We start from the raw sequence: 20698 nt of genomic DNA on the forward strand, positions 1-20698 counted from the left end.
ACGCCTGCACCGACGACGGGGATCACAGCGACGCGGTACTTTTCCAGCTCAGATACTGCGTCACCAGCTCGGTGCCCAATTGCGCGGGCCGAATATCCATTACGGCAACGCCATGAGCATTCAACCGTTCATGGCGTTCGGCCCGCTCATTCAGGTAATTCACCGTCCCGCAGTAAGCCAGCGCCTCGGGCAGCGTATGCACGCTGGTCTGGCGCAACGTATCCAGTGCTTCCTCACGCAGACTTGCCACCAATATTCGATGCTGCGCGCTCAGGCGTCTGACCGCGGCCAGCAGTTGATCATCGTCATCGCGCACATTGGTCACCAGCACTACCAGCGCCCGGCGCTGTTGTCGGGCCAATAACTGGTTGGCCGCCGCCTGATAATCGGCAGGACGCCGCGTGGTCTCCAGATCATGCACAGCGTTGAGCAAGACGTTCAGTTGACCGCTGCGTTTGGCTGGCGCCACGTGGCACGGCTTGTCACTGGCAAAGGTACTAAGGCCCACCGCATCGCCCTGGCGCAACGCAACATAAGCGAGCAACAGGCAGGCATTGAGCGCGTGATCGAAATGCGATAGCTCATCGTCCTGACTGCGCATCTGACGGCCGCAATCAAGCAGAAAAATGATCTGTTGATCACGTTCATCTTCATATTCGCGGGCAATCGGCGTGCGCTGGCGGGCAGTGGCTTTCCAGTCGATCTGGCGCAGGCTGTCGCCTTCACGGAATTCGCGCAGCTGATGGAATTCCATGCCCTGACCGCGACGTTGTCGCTGGCGTACGCCGAGCTGGCTGAGCCAGTTGTCGACGGCGCGCAATTCACCGCCGTAGAGCCGAGCGAAGTCCGGGTAGACGCGGGTCTCGTCACTGATGCTGAGCAGGCGTTTGCCGGACCATAACCCCAAGGGGCTCGGCAGATTGACTTCGCACTGTGCGAAGCTGAAACGCCCACGTTTGGCCGGGCGCAGCCGGTAGCGGATCTGGCTGCAATAGCCAGGTTGAAGTTCAACCACCATCGGCAGGTCATCAAACTCTAGGCCGTCGGGTATGTGGTCGAAGAGTCTAATGTTCAATGGCTCGACGAATTCATGCGCAATGTCCACCTGCACGTCTGTCCAGCGCCCGAGCGCCAGGCTGCCGGGCATCTGCCGCGTGATGTGCGGCGACGGCAGGCGTGCAAGGCGCACCGCGTCAATAACTGCCAACGCCATCAGCGCCAGGAGCAAACCCCAGTTGATCGACATCAGGCTCGACGGTATCTCAGTGCCGAGTGCCTGAACGGCACCGAGCACACTGCTGACGACCAGCAGCAGGGCCAGCCAGATCAACAGCAGCCGAGACGGTTTCACAGGCGCGGCGCCGGCACTTGATCGAGCAATTGCGCGAGCACCTGATCGACCTGCAAACCTTCGATATCCAGCTCCGGCGCGATGCGCACGCGATGGCGCAGCACGGCCAGCGTGCAGCCTTTGATGTCATCCGGAATGACAAACTCGCCGCCGCGCAACAACGCCCGGGCACGGGCGCAGCGCACCAGAGCGATCGATGCGCGCGGCCCGGCGCCGAGGCTCAGGCCCGGCCAGGTGCGCGTGCTGCGCGCCAGGCGTACGGCATAGTCGAGGACCTGATCGTCGAGCGGCAAATCACTGGCGATACGTTGCAGTGCTTGGACATCTTTCGCCTGCAACACCGTGCGCAGCGGTTGCACGTCGAGCATGTCGGCGCGGGTCGAGCGACACACCTGGCGGACCATGTTCAGTTCTTGATCGGCGTCCGGGTAATCCATGCGCACCTTGAGCATGAAGCGGTCGAGCTCGGCTTCCGGCAGTGGATAAGTGCCTTCCTGTTCGATCGGGTTCTGCGTGGCGAGCACCATGAACGGTTGCGCGATGGGCAGGGCGCGGCCCTCGAGCGTGACCTGGCGCTCCTGCATGGCTTCGAGCAACGCCGCCTGGGTTTTCGCCGGGGCGCGGTTGATCTCGTCAGCCAGTAACAGATTGGTGAACAGCGGGCCTTTGCGCAGCTTGAACTGTTCGGTCTGCAAGTCATACACGGCGTGGCCGGTGACGTCGCTGGGCATCAGGTCCGGGGTGAACTGGATGCGTGCAAACTCACCGCCGAAACAACGTGCCAAGGCTCGCACCAGCAAGGTCTTGCCCAAGCCGGGCACGCCTTCGAGCAGCACGTGGCCGCCGGCAATCAGCGCGGTCAGCACGTCGTCGATCACCGCCTCCTGACCGAACAGCGCCTTGTTCAATTCGTTGCGCACGGCCTGCGCCAACTGGCTGGCACGCTGGCGTTGCTGGGCAGCGTGAGTCGCGCTGCCGGGCTCGATCTGTTCAGTCATAACGCGTTCCTCAAGGTTTGCAGATGAGCGACCTGACGACTGAATTCGGCGCTGGACAAGCGCTGTTTCGGACGTGGGCTCAGGGCCTGGCTGATGGCGCGGGTGGGTTGCCGGGTCAGGCGTGATAGCGCCAGCCATTGTTCGGCCACATTCAATTGATCGAAACCGGGATAGCGATGGCGGGCGCGGCGCAGGATGTCCTGTTGCAATGCTTGCAGCAGGACATCCTGGCCGTTGTGGCGCAGCAGGAAATCGGCGCTGGCGCGCAAATGCTCCAGCAGTTGGCGCCGACCCGCCCGCGCCGGCATTTGCACTGGCCCGTGGCGCACGCTTGCCTGCCACAGCCACAGGCCGACCAAGGCGAGCAGGGCGACGATCGCCTGCGGAAAATAGCGCCAGAGCAACGTCCAGAGTCCATCATGCGCGGTGTTGTAAATCACGGTGACGTCGGTGTCGGCGCTCAGATACCAGAGCAGCCAGGCATTGTCGTATTGGCCGATGGCCGGGGTTTTCCATAGCTCGGCATCGGTGACTACGGTGACTGTCCCGAGGCCGTACACCCGTTGCATCATGTGCGTGGCTCTGGCGCTGTTGGCCCAGGCTTGGGCAACGTTGTTCGGGTCATCGAGGTGGAAGTCGGTGTCGAAACTGGCGTAGGCCGGCGCGTCTTCATCTTCCAGGTACAACTTGGTCAGTTTCGCAAAGCGATCCTTTTCCACTTCTTGCGGAGGATCTTTCAAATCCTTGCTCAGCGATTGGTGCAATTGCACCCGGTCGAGCAAAAGATCGTTGCTTTGCCCGGTTTGCGCATCCCACAGCGACTCGGCGACAAACACCAGGCGTCCGCCGGCGCGAGTCCAGTTCAACACTTGATCGACTTCTCGCGGCGTCATCCGTGCGCGCTCGCCGAACAACAGCAAGGTGTGGCCGTGTGGATCGATCTGCGGCAGCACCGCGAGGGTCTCGGCGTGACTGACCGCGAGGCCGCGCTCGCGCAGGAACATTTCTGCCGCCAGATACGGGTTGGCTTGCGCCGTGGGCGAGGGGCCGTGATCGACGACTTCCTCATATGGCCGGGCTTGGAGGTAGAGGAACAGGCTCAAACCGCCCAGCAGCAAAAGCGCCAGCGCACCCAGTGACCAGCCGATGCGCCGGTTCAATGCCGCGACCCTTTGCTGAACAGCTCACGCCAGCCGTTGCACAGTTCTGCTTGCAGGTGCGCGGCTGGAAGTCGGTGCCCATAGGCCACGTTCTGCCAGTGAACTGTCAGGTTGCGGCTGTAAGCGAGCAGGTCGGGGCGTTGCAATTGCTCGATGCGTTGGAGGATCTGGTTTTCGGTATCGGCGGCAGTCAGCGTCAGCCCGAAATCGTGCAGCAGGTGGCTGAGCAGGCCGCGATAAAGCAGACCCAGCGCGGCACGAGGTTCGCTCAGCCACAATTGTTCGGCGCTGGCGGCGACGTCGTCCGGAAGGGTTTCACGGTTCAGATCGAGGCCGAAGACTTGTGGCGCCGCCGCTCGTTTGCGGCGCACTGGCAGGTTCGGACGACGACTGACGAAGGCCTGGAGAAATTCGCGATACCGCCAGAGCAGCCAGCCCAGGGCGGCGACCAACGCGCCCCAGAGCAGCACCTCAATCAGGCTGGCAAAGGTGTCGAGGTGCCGACCATCGAGCCAGCCGAGCAGGGTTTTCAGCCACTGCGGTGCCTCTCCCGTCTGCCCTTCCTTGGCCGGGCTCGCCGGGTCGTCGCCGAAGCGGTAGCGGGTGACGCTCTCCTTGTTCTTGAACGGCGGTTGTTCAAGCAATGACTGGATACTGTCGCGCGCGGCCTGGCTGGTCAGCGGCTGATTGAGCAGTCGTGGTGCGTGCGGCGCATCGCTGGCCCATACCGGTTGCAGGTTCGGCAGCAACAGGCACGCGGCGAGCAACACACCGAGCACGCCGTTGTTCAAGCGCTGGCGCAAACGGCGGAAGACCAGCTCTATATCCCAGGCTTCCAGTTGCGTGCGGCGATTAAGGTAGAGGCTGAAGCCGCAGGCAACATAAATCGGCTCCCAGACCACCAGGATCAGCGCGTAAAAAGCGTTGGTCAGGTGTTCCAGCCAACGCCAGTCCCGATCGGCTGCGAGCAGCAGCGACTGCCAGTCCCAGTCGGTTTCGATTTGCTGCGGCAACAACAGGTAGAACAGGACCATCAGGCCGATCCACAGCGCGGTTTCCAGATGCACGCCGATAATTGTCAGCCATTGCGCAGCGCCGCCGTTGCGTTGCAGCAGCACCTGCAAGCGTTGTTGTCGAACTTCGCCGTCGAGACCTTCGAGTTGTGTCACCGGCAGCGCAAAGCTGCGGCTCAGGCTCAGCCGTCGCCAGGTCAGGCTCGCCAGCAGTTGCGGCTTGAGAAGGCGCGGCCATTCACGCAGGGCTTGTTTGAGCGTCGGGGTTTCGCCGAACAGTGCTTTGGAGAGGATGTATAAAGGCAGGCGTTCGTAGGCCGGTTTCAGCCACCAGAAAATGAACACCGCCAGCGATGGCCAGTCCCACAACAGCAGGCTGAACAGGGCGAACAGCGGCAGGGTAACGATCGCCCAACTGGTCATCAACAACCGGCGATGCTGCTGGCTCATCAACACGCCCAGGTCCATGGCTTCCCAGGTCGTGCGCGGGCGGATCACGACGCTGGCGTCACTCAGGCGCATGGCGGGTCTTTCCGGCAAACAACAGATAAACCGCGACGGCCAGCCACAGCGCGGCGCCGACTGCATATTTGGTCTGTGGCGTGACACTGGCTTTCGACGACCAATACGCCTCGATGAACGCTGCAATCAGCAAGAACAGCATGACCCCGCAGACCAGCAACACGCTTTTGCGCGCAGCCAGGCGCAGTGCCTCGCCGCGTGTCAGGCGTCCCGGTGCGATCAGCGCCCAGCCCAGCTTGAGCCCCGCCGCGCCGGCGAGGGCAATGCCGGTCAGTTCGAATGCGCCGTGGCCGATCACGAACGACCAGAAGGTCTGGCCGAAGCCGATTTCGCTTAGGTGTCCGGCCACCGCGCCGATGATCATGCCGTTGTAGAGCAGAAAAAAACCGCTGCCAACGCCCATCAGCAAACCGCTGGCGAAGGTCTGAAAGGCGATGCCCGTGTTGTGCATCACGTAATAGCCGAACATCACCCAGTCTTCACTCGCCGCGCGTTCCGCCGTGCGTCCGAGGTGACCAGCGACTGGATCGTACATGCCTTGCATTTCGCGCACCTGTTCGGCCGGGATCAGGTTGTAGATCAGTTCGGGAAACAGATACACCAGCACGCCGAAACCGATCAGGCTGGCGAAGAACAGCAGACTGGCGACCGCGACAAAGCGCCACTCCTCGCGCACCAGTCGCGGGAAGTCGGCGAGGATAAAACTGATTATCTGCGCGCCGAGGCGACTGCGATGCCGGTACAGCTGTTGATGGCCGCGCAGCACCTGTTGCTGCAATGAATCGATCAGAAAACTGCTGTAGCCGCGCTCCTGTGCCAAGGCCAGGTGTTGGCAGAGGCGTCGATAGGATTTGGGGAAAGCGGCCACTTGCGGGGTGTCCTTACCGTGCTCGAGACGTTCGAGCGCCGAGGCGAAGCGCTCCCATTCGGCCTTGTGGCGGGTTTCGAACAGGCTTTGCTTCATGGGCTCGGCCCCAACAAACCGCGCGCGATGCCATTGAGTTCGACCACCGCTTCAGACGCGCAAATATGCAGCGGCTGGGCCAGCAATGTAGCCAGCTCATTGACCCGCGCGGGAGACAACTGGGCCTGACGCTCGGCGAAACCGAGCACCGCGCGTTGTTCGCTGAGTGTGAGAACAACGGGGGAGCGACGAGGTTCAGCGTCAGGCAATTGCGGGCGGTTCAGCGGACGTTCGCTGTAAACCACCAGCGTGCCGGCAGCGATATCGCCCAGGCGTTTGAAGGTCGGGTGTTGCAGGCAACTGAGTGCACCGAGGAAATAGCCGAATGGCAGCAGGTCGACAAAACGCAACAGGTTGCGCAATAGCGAGGCAGACCAGCCGATCGGCGTGCCGTCGTCGTGCACGACGCGCAACCCCAGCCATTGCTTACCCGGCGAGCGGCCCTGACGCAGCACCTCAAACAGCACCATGTACCACCAACTGATGGCAAACAGCAGCAGCGAGCCGAGGCCCATGCCAAGCCTGCCGAGAAACGCCAGTGCGATAAACAGCACGCCGAGGATGAAGCCGCGAATGCCCAGATCGATGGCAAACGCCACAGCGCGCACCATCAACCCGGCGGGACGCAACGGCAGGTCGATGCCTTCCGGCGTTTCGACCTGATGACGCGTATCCAGCGGCGGGGCCAGCGGTGCTTTCCTTGGCGGTGCTGTGGGTTCGAGCATGGGCTACCTGATGTTCGCCTGTTCGGGATGCAAGTGCGCCTGATGCTAGCAGCCTCTCGGGGGGGAACGACATCACTATGTGTTGCACAGCGTGTAACCGCCACGTAAAGGCTGACCATACTGGCCCTGTGGGAGCCAGCTTGCTCGCGAGCGCGTAGTGACAGGCAGCAGCGATGTTGAATGTGCTGGCCCCTTCGCGAGCAAGCACGCTCCCACAGTACGAGTACCCATAAGCTGTAGGAAATTGGAAAAAGTGCTTTTTGAGGGACAGGAGACTGGCTCCGGGGTCGGCTGAGCGCCTAGACTTCGCCGATCTTCTGTTCAGGATTCGCCCGTGACTTCAATCTTCTGGTACGACTACGAAACCACTGGCATCAATCCGCGCAACGACCGTGCGCTGCAAGTGGCCGGGATCCGTACCGACCATGCGCTCAACGAAATCGACGAGCCGGTCAATCTCTATTGCCAGCCCAGCGAAGACATCCTGCCGCATCCGGCGGCGTGCGCGATCACTGGAATCACCCCCGGCCAGCTCGCCGAAAAAGGCCTGAGCGAAGCCGATTTCATGACTCGCGTGCATGCGCAACTGGCTGCACCGGGTACGTGTGGCGCCGGTTACAACACCTTGCGTTTCGACGATGAGATGACCCGCTACAGTCTCTATCGCAATTTTTTCGACCCCTACGCCCGTGAATGGCAGGGTGGCAACAGTCGCTGGGATCTGATTGATGTGGTGCGCGCCGCTTACGCATTGCGCCCCGATGGTCTGGTCTGGCCGACCGGTGACGATGGCCGGGTAACCCTCAAACTCGAACGGCTGACGGCGGCCAATCACATCGATCACGGGCACGCTCACGAAGCGTTGTCGGATGTGCGCGCCACCATCGCGTTGGCGCGGTTGATTCGCGAGAAACAGCCCAAGCTCTACGAGTGGCTGTTCCAGCTGCGCAGTAAACAGAAAGTCATGGATCAGATTCGTCTGTTACAACCGCTGGTGCATGTGTCCGGGCGTTTCTCGGCGGCGCGCAGTTATGTCGGTGTGGTGCTGCCGCTGGCCTGGCACCCGAAGAATCGCAACGCCTTGATCGTCTGTGATCTGCATCTTGATCCGCAAGGGTTGCTGGACCTTGATGCACAAACCCTGCGCCAGCGTTTATACACCCGCCGCGATGAATTGGCTGAAGGTGAATTGCCCGTGCCGCTCAAGCTGATCCATATCAATCGTTGCCCGGTGGTGGCGCCGTTGGCGGTATTGCGTGCGCAAGATCAGCAACGCCTCGGCCTGGAGATGGCGGTTTATCAGGAGCGGGCACTGCGACTAACTGACGCACAGCAAGTCTGGAAAGATAAAATCGCGGCGATTTATGCCAGCGAAGATTTCACTCCCAGCGAAGATCCGGAGCAGCAGTTGTACGATGGATTTATCGGTGACCGAGATCGCCGTCTATGCGAGCAAGTTCGAACGGCCGATCCTGCGCAATTAGCACAAGAGCAGTGGCCTTTCGATGATGAACGTTTGCCCGAATTACTTTTTCGATATCGAGCACGCAACTTTCCAGAGACCCTGGATGTCGCCGAGCAAGAACGCTGGAAATTATTTTGTCGCCAGCGTCTGACGCAACCTGAGGCAGGTGCGCCGAATACCGTGCAGTCATTTATCGAAGCTGCCGAGCAATGGTCACTTAGTGCGACGCCATTGCAGCGAGAGGTGCTCAACGACTGGCAGAACTATGTCGAGGCATTACGCAAACGTTTGAAGCTTTGAAATCGAACATGCCTGGCAATAGTTTACGGGCATAAAAAAACGCCAGCGCATGCTGGCGTTTTTTGTTCGCGGATCGCTCTGCGAAGGCGTTGCGGCTTAGCCCAGCAGGGTAGCCCAGCCTTCAACCACGTCGCCGCCCCACTTGGCTTTCCACTCTTTCAGAGTCTTGTGGTTGCCACCTTTGGTTTCGATGACTTCACCGTTGTGCGGGTTTTTGTATTGCTTAACTTTGCGTGCACGCTTGGTGCCGGTAGTTTTCACTGCGCCGCCACGTGGAGCCTTGGATTTGGCTTCCGGGTCGAGCAGGGCGATGATGTCACGCAGCGATTTGGAGTATTCACCCATCAGCGTGCGCAATTTGCCTTCGAATTCCAGTTCGGCTTGCAGTTTGTCGTCTTCGGACAGGTTTTTCAGACGGGCTTGCAGTTCTTTGATGGCTTCTTCGGTGGCGCGATATTCGTTGATCAAGGACATGAGTACTACCTTTCGTAGAATGCTGAATGACAGGGGACAGTGCCGTAATAATAGTCAGGCTGTTTCATCAAGTAAACATTTAGATGGGCTTTTTATTTAAATGAGTTACAGGAGTTAGGCGCCAATTGAATGTTCAGTTAAATAATGTGATGCAGTCAGCACAGATATTTACAGTTGTCTGGCAAACCTCTCGCTAAAGCGCCACAGTCTTGACGAAAACCTGCGTCAGAAAGTCGTTTCGCCAGGCTTCGTTCCGCACGGCGCGCATGCGTACTGCAGTTTTCCTGCACAGTCGCTAGAATGGCGGCCTTTGTGAAGTTCTGGAGTTTCCCCCTCATGCGCACTTTTCGGCTGGTGATATCTTGCCCGGACCGCGTTGGCATCGTTGCCAAAGTCAGTAATTTTCTGGCCTCTCATAACGGCTGGATCACCGAAGCGAGCCACCACTCTGACAATCAAGTGGGCTGGTTCTTCATGCGTCACGAAATCCGTGCCGATTCGCTGCCGTTCGGTATCGAAGAGCTGCGCGAGAAGTTCGCGCCGATCGCCGAGGAGTTCTCGATGGACTGGCGCATCACCGACACCGAGCAGAAAAAACGCGTTGTACTGATGGCCAGCCGTGAATCCCACTGCCTGGCCGACCTGCTGCACCGCTGGCACAGCGACGAACTGGATTGCGAGATCTCCTGCGTGATTTCCAACCACGACGATCTGCGCAGCATGGTCGAGTGGCACGGCATTCCTTATTACCACGTCCCGGTCAATCCACAGGACAAGCAGCCTGCATTCGACGAAGTGTCGCGGCTGGTCAAACAGCACGACGCCGAAGTGGTGGTGCTGGCGCGTTACATGCAAATCCTGCCGCCGGACATGTGCCGCGAATATGCGCACAAGGTCATCAACATTCATCACAGCTTCCTGCCTTCGTTCGTCGGCGCCAAGCCTTACCATCAGGCGTCTCTTCGCGGCGTCAAGCTGATTGGCGCGACTTGCCACTACGTGACTGAAGAACTGGACGCCGGCCCTATCATCGAGCAGGACGTGGTGCGTGTCAGCCACAGCGACAGCATTGAAGACATGGTGCGTTTCGGTCGTGACGTCGAGAAAATGGTGCTGGCCCGCGGCCTGCGTTATCACCTCGAAGACCGCCTGCTCGTGCACGGCAACAAGACGGTCGTGTTCTGATCGCACAGACACGCTTGAAAAACGAAGGGCTTGGGCGTTGAATCGCTCAAGCCCTTCGTCGTTCAAGCTCTTTCGCCGTTTCTGCCCGAGGAAAAACCATGAGCGATCCACTGGACAAAGCCACCTCAAAAGCGCCCGCCACCCTTGGTGAAGGTTGCCTCAGTCGCTACGATCCGGATGACATGGGTCCTGAGGACGGCACCGAATTTCCCGGCGCCGCCGCGTTGTGGGAACAGCTGAAACCAGAGTCGGACGATGAAACGGGTGACGATCTTTAGGCTTGGCGCACTTTCATCAGCTTCTTCAGCAACGGCTTGCCCAGCATCAGCACGAACACCGGGCCGCCGACCAGCAGATAGAAGTAATACGTCACCACCCGCCAGATCAGAATCGCCGCCGCTGCGGTGGATTTGCCCACCATCGGCGCGAGCAGTGCAGCCGAAGTCAATTCCGCCGCGCCGGCGCCGCCGGGTAACAGGCTGAATTGGCCGGCGCCCAGCGAGAGCATCTGCACCAGAAAACTCCAGGCCCACTGCAAGTCGGCACCGAGCCCGCGCAGGGCCAGATATAAAACGCTGTAGCGCAGCAGCCAGTGCACGCAGGTCAGGGCGAACACCTGGGTCAGCGTCCGCCATGGCAGCTTCAAGGTATCGGTAAACGCCGCGAGAAAGTGCAGCAACTTGCGCGCCCAGCGTCGGCGAGTGCGCGCAGTCACGTTCATGCCTGCCAACACCCGACCGCTAAGGCGAATCAACGCCCGGTGGTATCGCGCAATCAGCACGCAACTGAATAATCCGCCGAACAGCGACACCGCGCTGACCGTCAGTAGCCATTCGAGCCGATCGCTCAGATGCTGGAACAGTGCATAAATCAGAATCCCGCTCAGCGCGCAGAGAAAAAACAGCAGATCGCTGAGCTGATCCATGGCAAACACCGCGCTGCCTCGCGCCGGACGCACGCCGTAGCGGGCCAGCAAAGCCATGATGGTCAGCGGCCCGCCGCTGCCGCCGGGCGTGGCGCAGTATGCGAACTCGGCCGCCATCACTACGCCGAGGCTTTTCATCGGCGGGACCTTTTCACGCTGGTCGCCGAGCAACAAACGCAGGCGCAGGGTATTGATGCCCCAGCAGAGCAGGATCATGCCGAACATGATCAACAGCCAGTTCAACGGAAAGCCGCGCAGGCGTGCCCAGATTTCACCACCGCCCAACAGCAGCGGAATCAGCACCGCCGCGAGCAGGCCGATCAGCAACAACAGACTGCGCTTCATGCCGCCTGTTCCAGGTGTCCGCGCTGGCGGGCGAGCCAGTCGATCTTGGTCAAAGGCACGCGTCCGTCTGCGAGTAGGCGTTGCAGGGTGTGTAACCAGTAATCGCGCGAAAAGCGGTGGCGCATGTCGACCGGGTGCAGGCCCAGGCGAATCACCGGCGCCTCGCGCCAACGCTGTTCACGCTGGTCGCTGACGATTTTCGACAAGCCGCGACGCCAGGCACTGCGCGCACTCCACACCAGCCCGGGCGCATCAAGGGCGCTGAAGTCAGGCAAGCGATAAAGATGCTGCGGATCGCTGGTGTAACTGAGCGGTAATTCGCGCAAGGCCTGGCGGGTGCCGTCGCTCATCAGCCAGGCCGGAGCGACGAAGCCGTGCACTGGCCAGTCGTAGCGCTGAAATATTTCCAGACCCGCATGCAAACGGGCGAGGGCTGTGTCGTGGGACAAGCGATAAAATTCACCTTCATGGGTGTAGACCCGACGCATGAACCAGTCGCGCGGGGTGTTTGGCATAGCTTCCTGGTCGTCGTGGTAATAACCGTGCAGCGCCAGTTCATCGCCTCGGGCCACCCTGGCGTCGAGCACCCGGCGAAACGCCGGGTTGGCATCAAGCGCATCGTGGCGGTGAAAGTTCGGCACTACCAGCCACGTCATCGGCACATTGCCCAAGGCATCGACGGCCTCGACGAAGGGCTGGTAGTCCGCCCACGTCGAGGGCGCCACATCATGCAACACCAGGCATACGGCTTTCATGTGTTCAACCATTGGCCACCCGTGGCAGCGTATGGCCGAGCACAGCGTGGTAGTGACTGAGTAGGCTGTCGACCACAGTGTCCCAGGCGTAATGCCGTTCAACATGCTGGCGCGCCTGGCGGCCAAGCCGATCGCAGCCGCGACTGAACAGCTCGCGCACGGCGTTGGCCATCGCTTGCGGGTTGTTCGGGGCACAGAGCAGACCGCAGCAATCGTTGACGATTTCTTCAAACGCCCCGGCTGCGACGGCCACCACCGGAATGCCGCAGGCCATGGCTTCAAGAATGACCAGACCGAAGGTTTCCTGATCACCGGCGTGCACCAGCGCATCGGCACTGGCCATCAGGCGCGCGACTTTTGCTGCCGGGCAGAATTCATCGATGACGCTGACGTTATCCGGCACCGCAGTGGGCATTGACGAGCCGACCAACAGCAAGTGATAGCGCGGGCCGAGGCGTTGCATGCACTTGAGCAGCACCGGCAGGTTTTTCTCCTTGGAACCGCGCCCGGCAAAGACCAATAGCCGGGTGTCTTCGGCAATCCCCAATTCGGCACGCAGGCCGGGGTCGCGGGCGTCGGGATGGAACGTGTGCAGATCCACGCCCAGCGGTTGCACATGGACATTGCGTACGCCGAGCCCGGTGAGCTTGTCCGCCATGACCTGGCTCGGCGCGAGAACGCGGTCGAAATTGCCGTAGAGACGGGTGACGTAGGCTTCGACGTTCGGCGTGACCCAGTGGCCCATGCGATTGCCTACCAGCAGCGGCAGATCCGAGTGATAAAAGCCGATCACCGGCACATCCAGCTGCCGCCGGGCATCCAGCGCGGCCCACGCGGTGAGGTAGGGATCGCCGACTTCGATCAGATCCGGCTGCAAATCCTGCAGGACGTTTCGCCATGGCGCCAGCCGTAGCGGGAAGCGATAGCCTTTGCCGAAAGGCAGGGCAGGTGCTGGAACCGTGTAAATGCCGTCATGTTCACCCAGTCGCGCGCCGGGGATGAGCAGGCTGTGACGAATACCGCTGCGGTCGCCAAGGCGACGGTGCTTGGCATCCAGATAAGTACGCACGCCTCCGCTGGCCGGGGCGTAGAACATGGTGATGTCGGCGATATGCACGGTGAGCAACCCTCCGCTGTGTTGTTCTCCCTTGGTTGACCGTTATCCAGAATAGATGTTCGGTCGGGATTGCGCGGTGGGGTCTCAGGTCGGTTTTGTGTTGTTTGAGTGGGCGCCTTCGCGAGCAAGCCCGCTCCCACAATTGAAATGCATTCCAATGTGGGAGCGGGCTTGCTCGCGAAGGCGGAAGTGGCGGCGCCTCAGATGCGGAAACTACCCACCAACTGCTTCAACCGCGAAGCCTGCTGCTCCAGATCCGAGCACGCACGCAGCGTCGCGTGCAGGTTCTCCACGCCTTCCTGGTTGAGCGTATTGATCTCGGTAATGTCGACATTGATCGACTCGACCACCGCGGTCTGCTCTTCGGTCGCGGTCGCCACCGACTGGTTCATCCCGTCGATTTCACTGATGCGCAGGGTCACGCTGTTCAGGCGTTCGCCGGCAAGGTTGGCGATCTCCACGCTGTCGTGGCTGTGACGCTGACTGTCGCTCATGGTGCTCACCGATTCCCGGGCCCCGACTTGCAGCTCCTCGATCATGGTCTGCACCTGCTGCGCCGATTCCTGCGTGCGGTGCGCGAGGTTGCGTACTTCGTCGGCCACCACGGCAAAACCACGACCGGCCTCACCGGCGCGGGCCGCTTCGATCGCGGCGTTAAGGGCGAGCAGGTTGGTTTGCTGGGAAATGCTGGTGATCACTTCGAGGATCTGGCCGATGTTGACGGTCTTGCTGTTCAGCGACTCGATATTGGTGCTGGACGCGCTGAGCATGCTCGACAGCTGATTCATCGCCTTGATGCTGCGCTCGACCACCTGCTGGCCATCCTCGGCCAGACCCCGGGCGTCGCTGGCCTGGTTCGACGCTTGCGCGGCGTTGCGCGCAATTTCCTGGGCGGCGGCGCCGAGCTGATTGATCGCGGCGGCAACGCTGCTGGTGCGCGAAGCTTGCTGGTCAGAGTTGTACATTGAGGAGTTCGACGCAGCGACCACGCGCAGGGCGACTTCGTTGACCTGGCCGGTGGCCGAAGACACTTCGCGGATCGAGCCGTGAATGCGCTCGACGAAACGGTTGAACGCGGTGCCAAGTATGCCGAATTCATCGTTATTGACGATGTTCAGGCGTTTGGTCAGATCGCCTTCGCCGTCGGCGATGTCTTCCATGGCGCGGGTCATCACGTGCAGCGGCTGGATCAGCAGGCGGATCAGCATTCCGAGCAGGGCGATGATGATAGCCACGGCAATAATGGTCGCGATTACCGCGGAGGTACGGAATTCGCTGAGCATCGAGTAAGCCTGGTCTTTATCGATCGACAAACCGATGTACCAGTTCACCGACGGCAGGCCCTTGATCGGGGCGAAAGTGACGATGCGGGTTTTGCCGTCGACGCTCACTTCGCTGAAATCGCTGCTGATGCGCGGGGTGTCCTGCGGATAGGCTTCTTTCAGCGATTTCATCACCAGGGCCTTGTCGGGGTGGACGAGGATCTTGCCATCGGCGCTGACCAGGAACACATAGCCCATGCCATCGAAATCACGGGCGGCGAGGGTGTCGACCAGTGACTGCAGGCTGAGGTCACCGCCGACCACGCCGACGCTCTGTCCGGCCTTTTTCGACGCGGTAGCGATGGAAATGATCAACTGGCCCGTGGCCGCATCGATGTAAGGTTCGGTCAGGGTCGAAGTGCTGCTGCTTTCGGCACCTTTATACCAAGGGCGTACGCGCGGATCGAAACCGTCCGGCATCTTCACGTCCGGGCGGATGGTGAAGTGGCCAGTGGCATCGCCCAGATAGGTGGCCATGAACGTCGAGGTCAGGCTTTTCTGTTCCAGCAGGCTGGCGACCGTGTCAGGTTGCGGGTTGATGGCGATGTTCTGGGCGGCGTTCTCGATCAGCAGGATGCGCCCGCTGAGCCAGGTCTGGATGTTGCCGGCGGTGACCTCGCCCATTTCGTTGAGGTAGTTGTTCAGGTCATCGCGGATCGCATTGCGTTGCAGCCAGTCGTTGTACAACGTAAACGAGGCGAAAGCGGCAATGACGATGAGAGCGGCGGCAAGCAAAATCTTATGGCTGAAGCGCAGGTTTTTGTTCATGGCTTGGGGTTCCGCTAAGGTCTTAATGTCCTGGGCGTGCTTTGATAGAGACGCGCACTATGGGCAAGGTTGAAAAACTGATATTTCCGGCTCTCCTTAGGGAAATGTCCGACCCGATTTTCTGATGGGTCTATCCAATTTATGTATCGGCCATGTGTCATCAAAGATTAACCATTGGGTGAGAAAATGCCTGACTCTTCGCAACTCGTTATCGGCGCTGATCCGGCCGCGCAACCCATCGCTCAGGCCATGCGCCTGGCCAACCGCCACGGGCTGATCGCCGGCGCCACCGGAACCGGTAAAACCGTGACGTTGCAGCGTCTGGCCGAAGCGTTCAGCGATGCCGGTGTGGCGGTGTTCGCCGCCGACATCAAGGGCGACCTGTGCGGCCTCGGCGCTGCCGGCAACCCGCAGGGCAAAGTGGCCGAGCGCATCGCCGGCATGCCGTGGCTGGGTCATACGCCTCAGGCTTATCCCGTCACGCTGTGGGACATCCACGGTGAATCCGGTCATCCGCTGCGCACAACCCTGAGCGAAATGGGCCCGCTGCTGATCGGCAGCCTGCTCGAGCTGACCGACAGTCAGCAATCGGCGTTGTACGCAGCATTCAAAGTGGCGGATCGCGAAGGCTTGTTGCTGCTGGATCTCAAGGATCTGAAAGCGCTGCTCAATCATCTCAAGGACAATCCGCAACTGCTGGGCGAAGACGCGGCGTTGATGACCACCGGTTCCAGCCAGGCGCTGCTGCGCCGGTTGGCGACGCTGGAACAGCAGGGCGCGGAAGCCTTGTTCGGCGAGCCGGCGCTGCAACTTGAGGACATTCTGCAACCGGGCGCCGATGGCCGTGGACGCATCCATTTGCTCGACGCCAGCCGGCTGGTGCATGAGGCGCCGAAAGTCTACGCGACGTTCCTGCTGTGGCTGCTGGCAGAGTTGTTCGAGCAGTTGCCCGAGCGCGGCGACGCTGATAAACCGCTGCTGGCGCTGTTTTTCGATGAGGCGCACTTGCTGTTCGGCGACACGCCGAAGGCATTGCAGGAACGCCTGGAGCAAGTGGTGCGTTTGATCCGATCCAAAGGTGTGGGCGTCTACTTCGTTACCCAGTCGCCAGCGGATCTGCCGGACGATGTGTTGGCGCAGTTGGGCCTGCGCATTCAACACGGTCTGCGTGCGTTTACCGCCAAAGAGCAGAAATCCCTGCGCGCGGTGGCGGATGGCTTTCGGCCGAATCCGGCGTTCGACAGCTTGTCGGTGTTGACCGAACTGGGCATCGGCGAGGCGCTGGTGGGCACGCTGACCGAGAAGGGCACGCCGGAAATGGTCCAGCGCGTGCTGGTGGCGCCGCCGCAATCGCGGATCGGCCCGTTGACCGAGACCGAGCGCACCCTGCTGATCGCCGGCTCGCCGTTCAAGGGCCGTTACGACAAGCCGATCGATCGTGAATCGGCCTATGAAATTCTGATGGGACGCAAAGGGCTCGCGCCTGAGGCCGAAACCCCGACGGGCAAACCGCAGGCCGAAGAGCCGAGCCTCGCTGACCGCGCCGGGGAGTTCCTCGGCACGGCGGCAGGGCAGGCGTTGAAATCGGCGATGCGCCAGGCGGCCAATAACCTTGGCAAGCAATTGGTGCGCGGGTTGATGGGCTCTTTATTAGGCGGCAGCAAGCGCCGCTGAAAGCAAAGATCGCAGCCTTCGGCAGCTCCTACAGTTGAAATGCATTCATTCTGTAGGAGCTGCCGAAGGCTGCGATCTTTTGATTTTGCTTCAGGCTTTACCCTTGGCGTGCGCCGCCAACCGCTCCAGCGCCGCGCGAAGTCCCGGATCGTTGATCCCGTCGGCCGTCGACTGAATCGTCTCCGCCGCACTGCTCGACAAATCCATCGTGTGTCCTGCCGCCCGAGCCTGAATGATTGGCGGGCGCACGCTGAATTTGATCCGCGTCAGGTTGGCGAACTCACCGAACAACTGCAGCTGCCGTTGCAGGCGCTTTTGCTGGTAGCGCAAGCGCGTCGCCCAATGGCCGTCAGTGACCACCAGCGACAGTTCGCCTTCGCGCCACTTGGCCACACGGCAATGCTCGCGGGCGGCCGGCTGCAGCTGACTTTCGAGCAGGCGCTGCAAATGCTCCAGACGCTGGGCATGGCCGAGGATGGCTTTCAGCGGTTTGGCTTCGCGTAGCAGAACGGCGGGGGCTCTGGCCGAGAGAGGGCGCAATGCCATGATCGAACACCTGAGGTAACAGAGGCGCCATGTTAGCAGAAAGCAGTGGAACCTCTGGCCCATTGCTTTTGTCCCTGCTCTGCTCATTAAATCAACGCCTGACTTCTTTCCCCCAACGGCTTGAAGTTGAGCAAAACGCCCCTATTTTAAGTGAGCCCCGTCAAAGCGCAGTGCCAGCATCGTGGAATATCGCCACTTTCCTCACCACCGTTTCCGGGTAGAATGCTCGTTCGCATGCGGCCATGAGGGCTGCACGGGCGACTCACGGGGCCGCCCTCCATCCCTTTAGTGTGGAAGATCCTGCCGATATGTTTGCGCCTTTGTTAAAGAAACTTTTTGGAAGCAAGAACGAGCGTGAAGTCAAACGCATGCTCAAGACGGTGCAGCTCGTCAATGCCTTCGAAGAGCAAATGGTGGCCCTTTCGGACGATCAATTGCGCGCCAAGACCGCCGAGTTCAAGGCCCGTATCGCCAAAGGGGAAACCCTCGACAAGCTGTTGCCGGAAGCCTTTGCCGTAGCCCGCGAGGCCGGCAAGCGTGTGATGGGCATGCGCCACTTCGACGTACAACTCGTTGGCGGCATGACCTTGCACGAAGGCAAGATTGCCGAAATGCGCACCGGTGAGGGCAAGACCCTCGTGGCCACCCTGGGTGTTTACCTCAACGCACTGTCCGGCAAGGGCGTGCACGTTGTGACCGTGAACGACTACCTGGCCCGCCGTGACGCTAACTGGATGCGCCCGCTGTATGAATTCCTCGGCCTGACCGTCGGCGTTGTGACGCCGTTCCAGCCGCCGGAAGAGAAGCGTGCCGCCTACGCCGCCGATATCACCTACGGCACCAACAACGAATTCGGTTTCGACTACCTGCGCGACAACATGGCGTTCAGCATGGATGAAAAATTCCAGCGTGAACTCAATTTTGCCGTGATCGACGAAGTCGACTCCATCCTCATCGACGAAGCGCGGACTCCGCTGATCATTTCCGGTCAGGCCGAGGACAGCTCCAAGCTGTACATGGAGATCAACAAACTGATCCCGCAGCTGGAACTGCACGTCGAGGAAGTCGAAGGCCAGGTCACCAAGGCCGGTCATTACACCGTTGACGAAAAGACCCGTCAGGTCGAACTCAACGAAGCCGGTCACCAGTTCATCGAAGAGATGCTCACCCGCGTCGGCCTGCTGGCCGAAGGCGAGAGCCTGTACTCGGCGCATAACCTCGGTCTGCTGACCCACGTCTATGCCGGTCTGCGTGCGCACAAACTGTTCAACCGCAACATCGAATACATCGTCCAGGACGGTCAGGTCGTACTGGTCGACGAACACACCGGTCGTACCATGCCGGGCCGTCGTCTGTCCGAAGGCCTGCACCAGGCCATCGAAGCCAAGGAAGGTCTGAACATTCAGGCCGAGAGCCAGACCCTGGCCTCGACCACCTTCCAGAACTACTTCCGTCTGTACACCAAACTGTCCGGCATGACCGGTACCGCAGACACCGAAGCGTTCGAATTCCACCAGATCTACGGTCTGGAAGTCATGGTCATCCCGCCGAACAAACCGTTGGCACGTAAGGACTACAACGATCTGGTGTTCCTCACCGCCGAGGAGAAATACGCGGCGATCGTGGCGGACATCAAGGAGAGCATGGCGGCCGGTCGTCCGGTACTGGTGGGTACCGCGACCATCGAGACGTCCGAGCACATGTCCGCATTGCTCGTCAAAGAAGGCATCGAACACAAGGTTCTGAACGCCAAGTTCCACGAAAAAGAAGCTGAAATCATTGCTCAGGCCGGTCGTCCGGGGGCGTTGACCATCGCCACCAACATGGCCGGTCGTGGTACCGACATCCTCTTGGGCGGCAACTGGGAAGTGGAAGTCGCTTCGCTGGAAAAGCCGACCCCTGAGCAGATCGCCCAGATCAAGGCTGACTGGCAGAAGCGTCACCAGCAGGTGCTGGAATCCGGCGGTTTGCAGGTGATCGCCTCCGAGCGTCACGAATCGCGTCGTATCGACAACCAGCTGCGTGGCCGTGCCGGCCGTCAGGGCGATGCCGGTTCGAGCCGCTTCTACCTGTCGCTGGAAGACAGCCTGATGCGCATTTTCGCCTCCGACCGGGTGAAGAACTTCATGAAAGCCCTGGGCATGCAGCCGGGCGAAGCGATCGAGCACCGCATGGTGACCAACGCGATCGAGAAGGCGCAGCGCAAGGTTGAAGGCCGCAACTTCGACATCCGCAAGCAATTGCTCGAGTTCGACGACGTCAACAACGAACAGCGTAAAGTGATCTATCACATGCGTAACACGTTGCTGGCCGCTGACAACATCGGTGAAACCATCGCCGACTTCCGTCAGGACGTGCTCAACGCTACCGTCAGCGCCCACATTCCGCCGCAATCGCTGCCAGAGCAGTGGGACGTGGCCGGTCTGGAAGCGTCGATCGAAAGCGATTTCGGCGTCAAACTGCCAATCCAGCAATGGCTCGACGAAGACGATCACCTGTACGAAGAAACCCTGCGCGAGAAGCTGATGAACGAGCTGATCGCCGCGTACAACGAAAAAGAAGACCAGGCCGGTGCCGAGGCGCTGCGCTCGTTCGAGAAACAGATCGTTCTGCGCGTACTGGACGACCTGTGGAAAGACCACCTGTCTACCATGGATCACTTGCGTCACGGCATCCACCTGCGTGGCTATGCGCAGAAGAACCCGAAGCAGGAGTACAAGCGCGAATCCTTCACGCTGTTCTCCGAGCTGCTCGATTCGATCAAGCGCGATTCGATCCGCGTGCTCTCGCACGTTCAGGTTCGCCGCGAAGATCCGGAAGCCGAAGAACAACGTCTGCGTCAGGAGGCCGAAGCGCTGGCGGCTCGCATGCAATTCGAACACGCCGAAGCGCCGGGGCTGGATCAGCCGGAAGCGTTGGGTGAAGAGGTTGATGTGGCGCTGGCCGCCGCTGCTGCCCCGGTTCGCAACGAGCAGAAGCTGGGCCGCAACGAACTGTGCTACTGCGGTTCGGGCAAGAAATACAAGCATTGCCACGGGCAGATCCAATAAACCCCGTTTCAATCGCTGAACACCCGCGCCGCGACCGGC

General features: G+C 60.6%; 17 protein-coding genes and 1 pseudogene. 5 read left to right on the forward strand and 13 right to left on the reverse strand.

Annotation, left to right across the window (positions count from 1 at the left end):
* Positions 1 to 22: 22 nt before the first annotated feature.
* Genes CXF97_RS02030 through CXF97_RS02055 form a run of 6 tightly spaced genes read right to left on the reverse strand, consistent with a single transcriptional unit; the run spans position 23 to position 6733 of the window.
* Positions 23 to 1351 carry a DUF58 domain-containing protein gene (locus CXF97_RS02030; protein WP_101155694.1) on the reverse strand — a complete coding sequence of 443 codons (1329 nt, stop codon included), beginning with the start codon at positions 1349 to 1351 and terminating at the stop codon, positions 23 to 25.
* The gene (locus CXF97_RS02035) at positions 1348 to 2349 is read right to left on the reverse strand and encodes a MoxR family ATPase (RefSeq protein ID WP_101155696.1); all 1002 of its coding nucleotides are present in this window, start codon (positions 2347 to 2349) and stop codon (positions 1348 to 1350) included. Before CXF97_RS02035 ends, CXF97_RS02030 begins: the two co-directional genes overlap by 4 nt.
* A complete protein-coding gene (locus CXF97_RS02040; RefSeq protein ID WP_101155698.1) occupies positions 2346 to 3509 on the reverse strand; it encodes a DUF4350 domain-containing protein in 1164 nt (387 codons plus the stop codon). The genes CXF97_RS02035 and CXF97_RS02040 overlap by 4 nt, the downstream gene beginning before the upstream one ends.
* Positions 3506 to 5044 carry a DUF4129 domain-containing protein gene (locus tag CXF97_RS02045; RefSeq protein ID WP_101155700.1) on the reverse strand — a complete coding sequence of 513 codons (1539 nt, stop codon included), beginning with the start codon at positions 5042 to 5044 and terminating at the stop codon, positions 3506 to 3508. Before CXF97_RS02045 ends, CXF97_RS02040 begins: the two co-directional genes overlap by 4 nt.
* Entirely contained in the window at positions 5031 to 6008 is a 978-nt protein-coding gene (locus CXF97_RS02050; protein ID WP_101155702.1) for a stage II sporulation protein M, read from the reverse strand. Before CXF97_RS02050 ends, CXF97_RS02045 begins: the two co-directional genes overlap by 14 nt.
* Positions 6005 to 6733, reverse strand: coding sequence for an RDD family protein (locus tag CXF97_RS02055; protein WP_101155704.1), 729 nt, complete (start codon positions 6731 to 6733; stop codon positions 6005 to 6007). The genes CXF97_RS02050 and CXF97_RS02055 overlap by 4 nt, the downstream gene beginning before the upstream one ends.
* A gap of 334 nt (positions 6734 to 7067) precedes the next feature.
* On the opposite strand from CXF97_RS02055, the gene sbcB reads away from it, so the two are divergent.
* Positions 7068 to 8498, forward strand: a complete 1431-nt coding sequence (gene sbcB, locus CXF97_RS02065; protein WP_101155706.1) for an exodeoxyribonuclease I — start codon at positions 7068 to 7070, stop codon at positions 8496 to 8498.
* Positions 8499 to 8594: 96 nt separating this feature from the next.
* On the opposite strand, the gene mvaT is transcribed toward sbcB, so the two are convergent.
* A complete protein-coding gene (gene mvaT, locus CXF97_RS02070) occupies positions 8595 to 8972 on the reverse strand; it encodes a histone-like nucleoid-structuring protein MvaT (protein WP_016773476.1) in 378 nt (125 codons plus the stop codon).
* Between the two features lie 336 nt (positions 8973 to 9308).
* Here mvaT and purU point away from each other — a divergent pair, with 336 nt between their 5' ends.
* Together purU and CXF97_RS02080 are read left to right on the forward strand one after the other, a co-directional pair.
* Positions 9309 to 10157, forward strand: coding sequence for a formyltetrahydrofolate deformylase (purU, locus tag CXF97_RS02075; RefSeq protein ID WP_101155708.1), 849 nt, complete (start codon positions 9309 to 9311; stop codon positions 10155 to 10157).
* A 98-nt stretch (positions 10158 to 10255) separates the two neighbouring features.
* Positions 10256 to 10435: a hypothetical protein gene (locus tag CXF97_RS02080; protein ID WP_101155710.1), complete on the forward strand. Its 180-nt coding sequence runs from the start codon at positions 10256 to 10258 to the stop codon at positions 10433 to 10435.
* Here the strand turns inward: CXF97_RS02080 and CXF97_RS02085 are convergent.
* The 5 genes and pseudogenes from CXF97_RS02085 to CXF97_RS28670 all read right to left on the reverse strand — a co-directional run.
* Positions 10432 to 11427, reverse strand: coding sequence for a lysylphosphatidylglycerol synthase transmembrane domain-containing protein (locus tag CXF97_RS02085; RefSeq protein ID WP_101155712.1), 996 nt, complete (start codon positions 11425 to 11427; stop codon positions 10432 to 10434). The genes CXF97_RS02080 and CXF97_RS02085 overlap by 4 nt on opposite strands.
* The gene (locus CXF97_RS02090) at positions 11424 to 12194 is read right to left on the reverse strand and encodes a DUF2334 domain-containing protein (protein ID WP_101155714.1); all 771 of its coding nucleotides are present in this window, start codon (positions 12192 to 12194) and stop codon (positions 11424 to 11426) included. The genes CXF97_RS02085 and CXF97_RS02090 overlap by 4 nt, the downstream gene beginning before the upstream one ends.
* On the reverse strand, positions 12187 to 13299 hold the full coding sequence (locus CXF97_RS02095) for a glycosyltransferase family 1 protein (RefSeq protein WP_101156402.1): 1113 nt from the start codon (positions 13297 to 13299) through the stop codon (positions 12187 to 12189). Before CXF97_RS02095 ends, CXF97_RS02090 begins: the two co-directional genes overlap by 8 nt.
* Before the next feature lie 200 nt (positions 13300 to 13499).
* Entirely contained in the window at positions 13500 to 14264 is a 765-nt protein-coding gene (locus tag CXF97_RS28665) for a methyl-accepting chemotaxis protein (protein WP_371918362.1), read from the reverse strand.
* A 93-nt stretch (positions 14265 to 14357) separates the two neighbouring features.
* A pseudogene (locus tag CXF97_RS28670) lies at positions 14358 to 15389 on the reverse strand (cache domain-containing protein); the annotation flags it as partial.
* 186 nt (positions 15390 to 15575) lie between these two features.
* Here CXF97_RS28670 and CXF97_RS02105 point away from each other — a divergent pair.
* Entirely contained in the window at positions 15576 to 17063 is a 1488-nt protein-coding gene (locus tag CXF97_RS02105) for a helicase HerA-like domain-containing protein (RefSeq protein WP_101156405.1), read from the forward strand.
* A gap of 90 nt (positions 17064 to 17153) precedes the next feature.
* On the opposite strand, the gene CXF97_RS02110 is transcribed toward CXF97_RS02105, so the two are convergent.
* Positions 17154 to 17609 (reverse strand): DUF721 domain-containing protein, encoded by a 456-nt coding sequence (locus tag CXF97_RS02110; RefSeq protein WP_101155718.1) that lies wholly within the window; start codon positions 17607 to 17609, stop codon positions 17154 to 17156.
* 308 nt (positions 17610 to 17917) lie between these two features.
* On the opposite strand from CXF97_RS02110, the gene secA reads away from it, so the two are divergent.
* The gene (gene secA / locus CXF97_RS02115; protein WP_101155720.1) at positions 17918 to 20659 is read left to right on the forward strand and encodes a preprotein translocase subunit SecA; all 2742 of its coding nucleotides are present in this window, start codon (positions 17918 to 17920) and stop codon (positions 20657 to 20659) included.
* Positions 20660 to 20698: the final 39 nt, after the last annotated feature.

It is taken from the genome of Pseudomonas sp. Choline-02u-1 (genome assembly GCF_002836515.1).
GTDB lineage: Bacteria > Pseudomonadota > Gammaproteobacteria > Pseudomonadales > Pseudomonadaceae > Aquipseudomonas.

Coding starts and splice junctions, on each gene's coding strand:
- CXF97_RS02035 (WP_101155696.1), bottom strand. CDS start 2,349: ATGACTGAACAGATCGAGCCCGGCAGCGCGACTCACGCTGCCCAGCAA.
- CXF97_RS02045 (WP_101155700.1), bottom strand. CDS start 5,044: ATGCGCCTGAGTGACGCCAGCGTCGTGATCCGCCCGCGCACGACCTGG.
- CXF97_RS02050 (WP_101155702.1), bottom strand. CDS start 6,008: ATGAAGCAAAGCCTGTTCGAAACCCGCCACAAGGCCGAATGGGAGCGC.
- CXF97_RS02055 (WP_101155704.1), bottom strand. CDS start 6,733: ATGCTCGAACCCACAGCACCGCCAAGGAAAGCACCGCTGGCCCCGCCG.
- mvaT (WP_016773476.1), bottom strand. CDS start 8,972: ATGTCCTTGATCAACGAATATCGCGCCACCGAAGAAGCCATCAAAGAA.
- purU (WP_101155708.1), top strand. CDS start 9,309: ATGCGCACTTTTCGGCTGGTGATATCTTGCCCGGACCGCGTTGGCATC.
- CXF97_RS02080 (WP_101155710.1), top strand. CDS start 10,256: ATGAGCGATCCACTGGACAAAGCCACCTCAAAAGCGCCCGCCACCCTT.
- CXF97_RS02085 (WP_101155712.1), bottom strand. CDS start 11,427: ATGAAGCGCAGTCTGTTGTTGCTGATCGGCCTGCTCGCGGCGGTGCTG.
- CXF97_RS02090 (WP_101155714.1), bottom strand. CDS start 12,194: ATGGTTGAACACATGAAAGCCGTATGCCTGGTGTTGCATGATGTGGCG.
- CXF97_RS28665 (WP_371918362.1), bottom strand. CDS start 14,264: ATGTACAACTCTGACCAGCAAGCTTCGCGCACCAGCAGCGTTGCCGCC.
- CXF97_RS02105 (WP_101156405.1), top strand. CDS start 15,576: ATGCCTGACTCTTCGCAACTCGTTATCGGCGCTGATCCGGCCGCGCAA.
- CXF97_RS02110 (WP_101155718.1), bottom strand. CDS start 17,609: ATGGCATTGCGCCCTCTCTCGGCCAGAGCCCCCGCCGTTCTGCTACGC.
- secA (WP_101155720.1), top strand. CDS start 17,918: ATGTTTGCGCCTTTGTTAAAGAAACTTTTTGGAAGCAAGAACGAGCGT.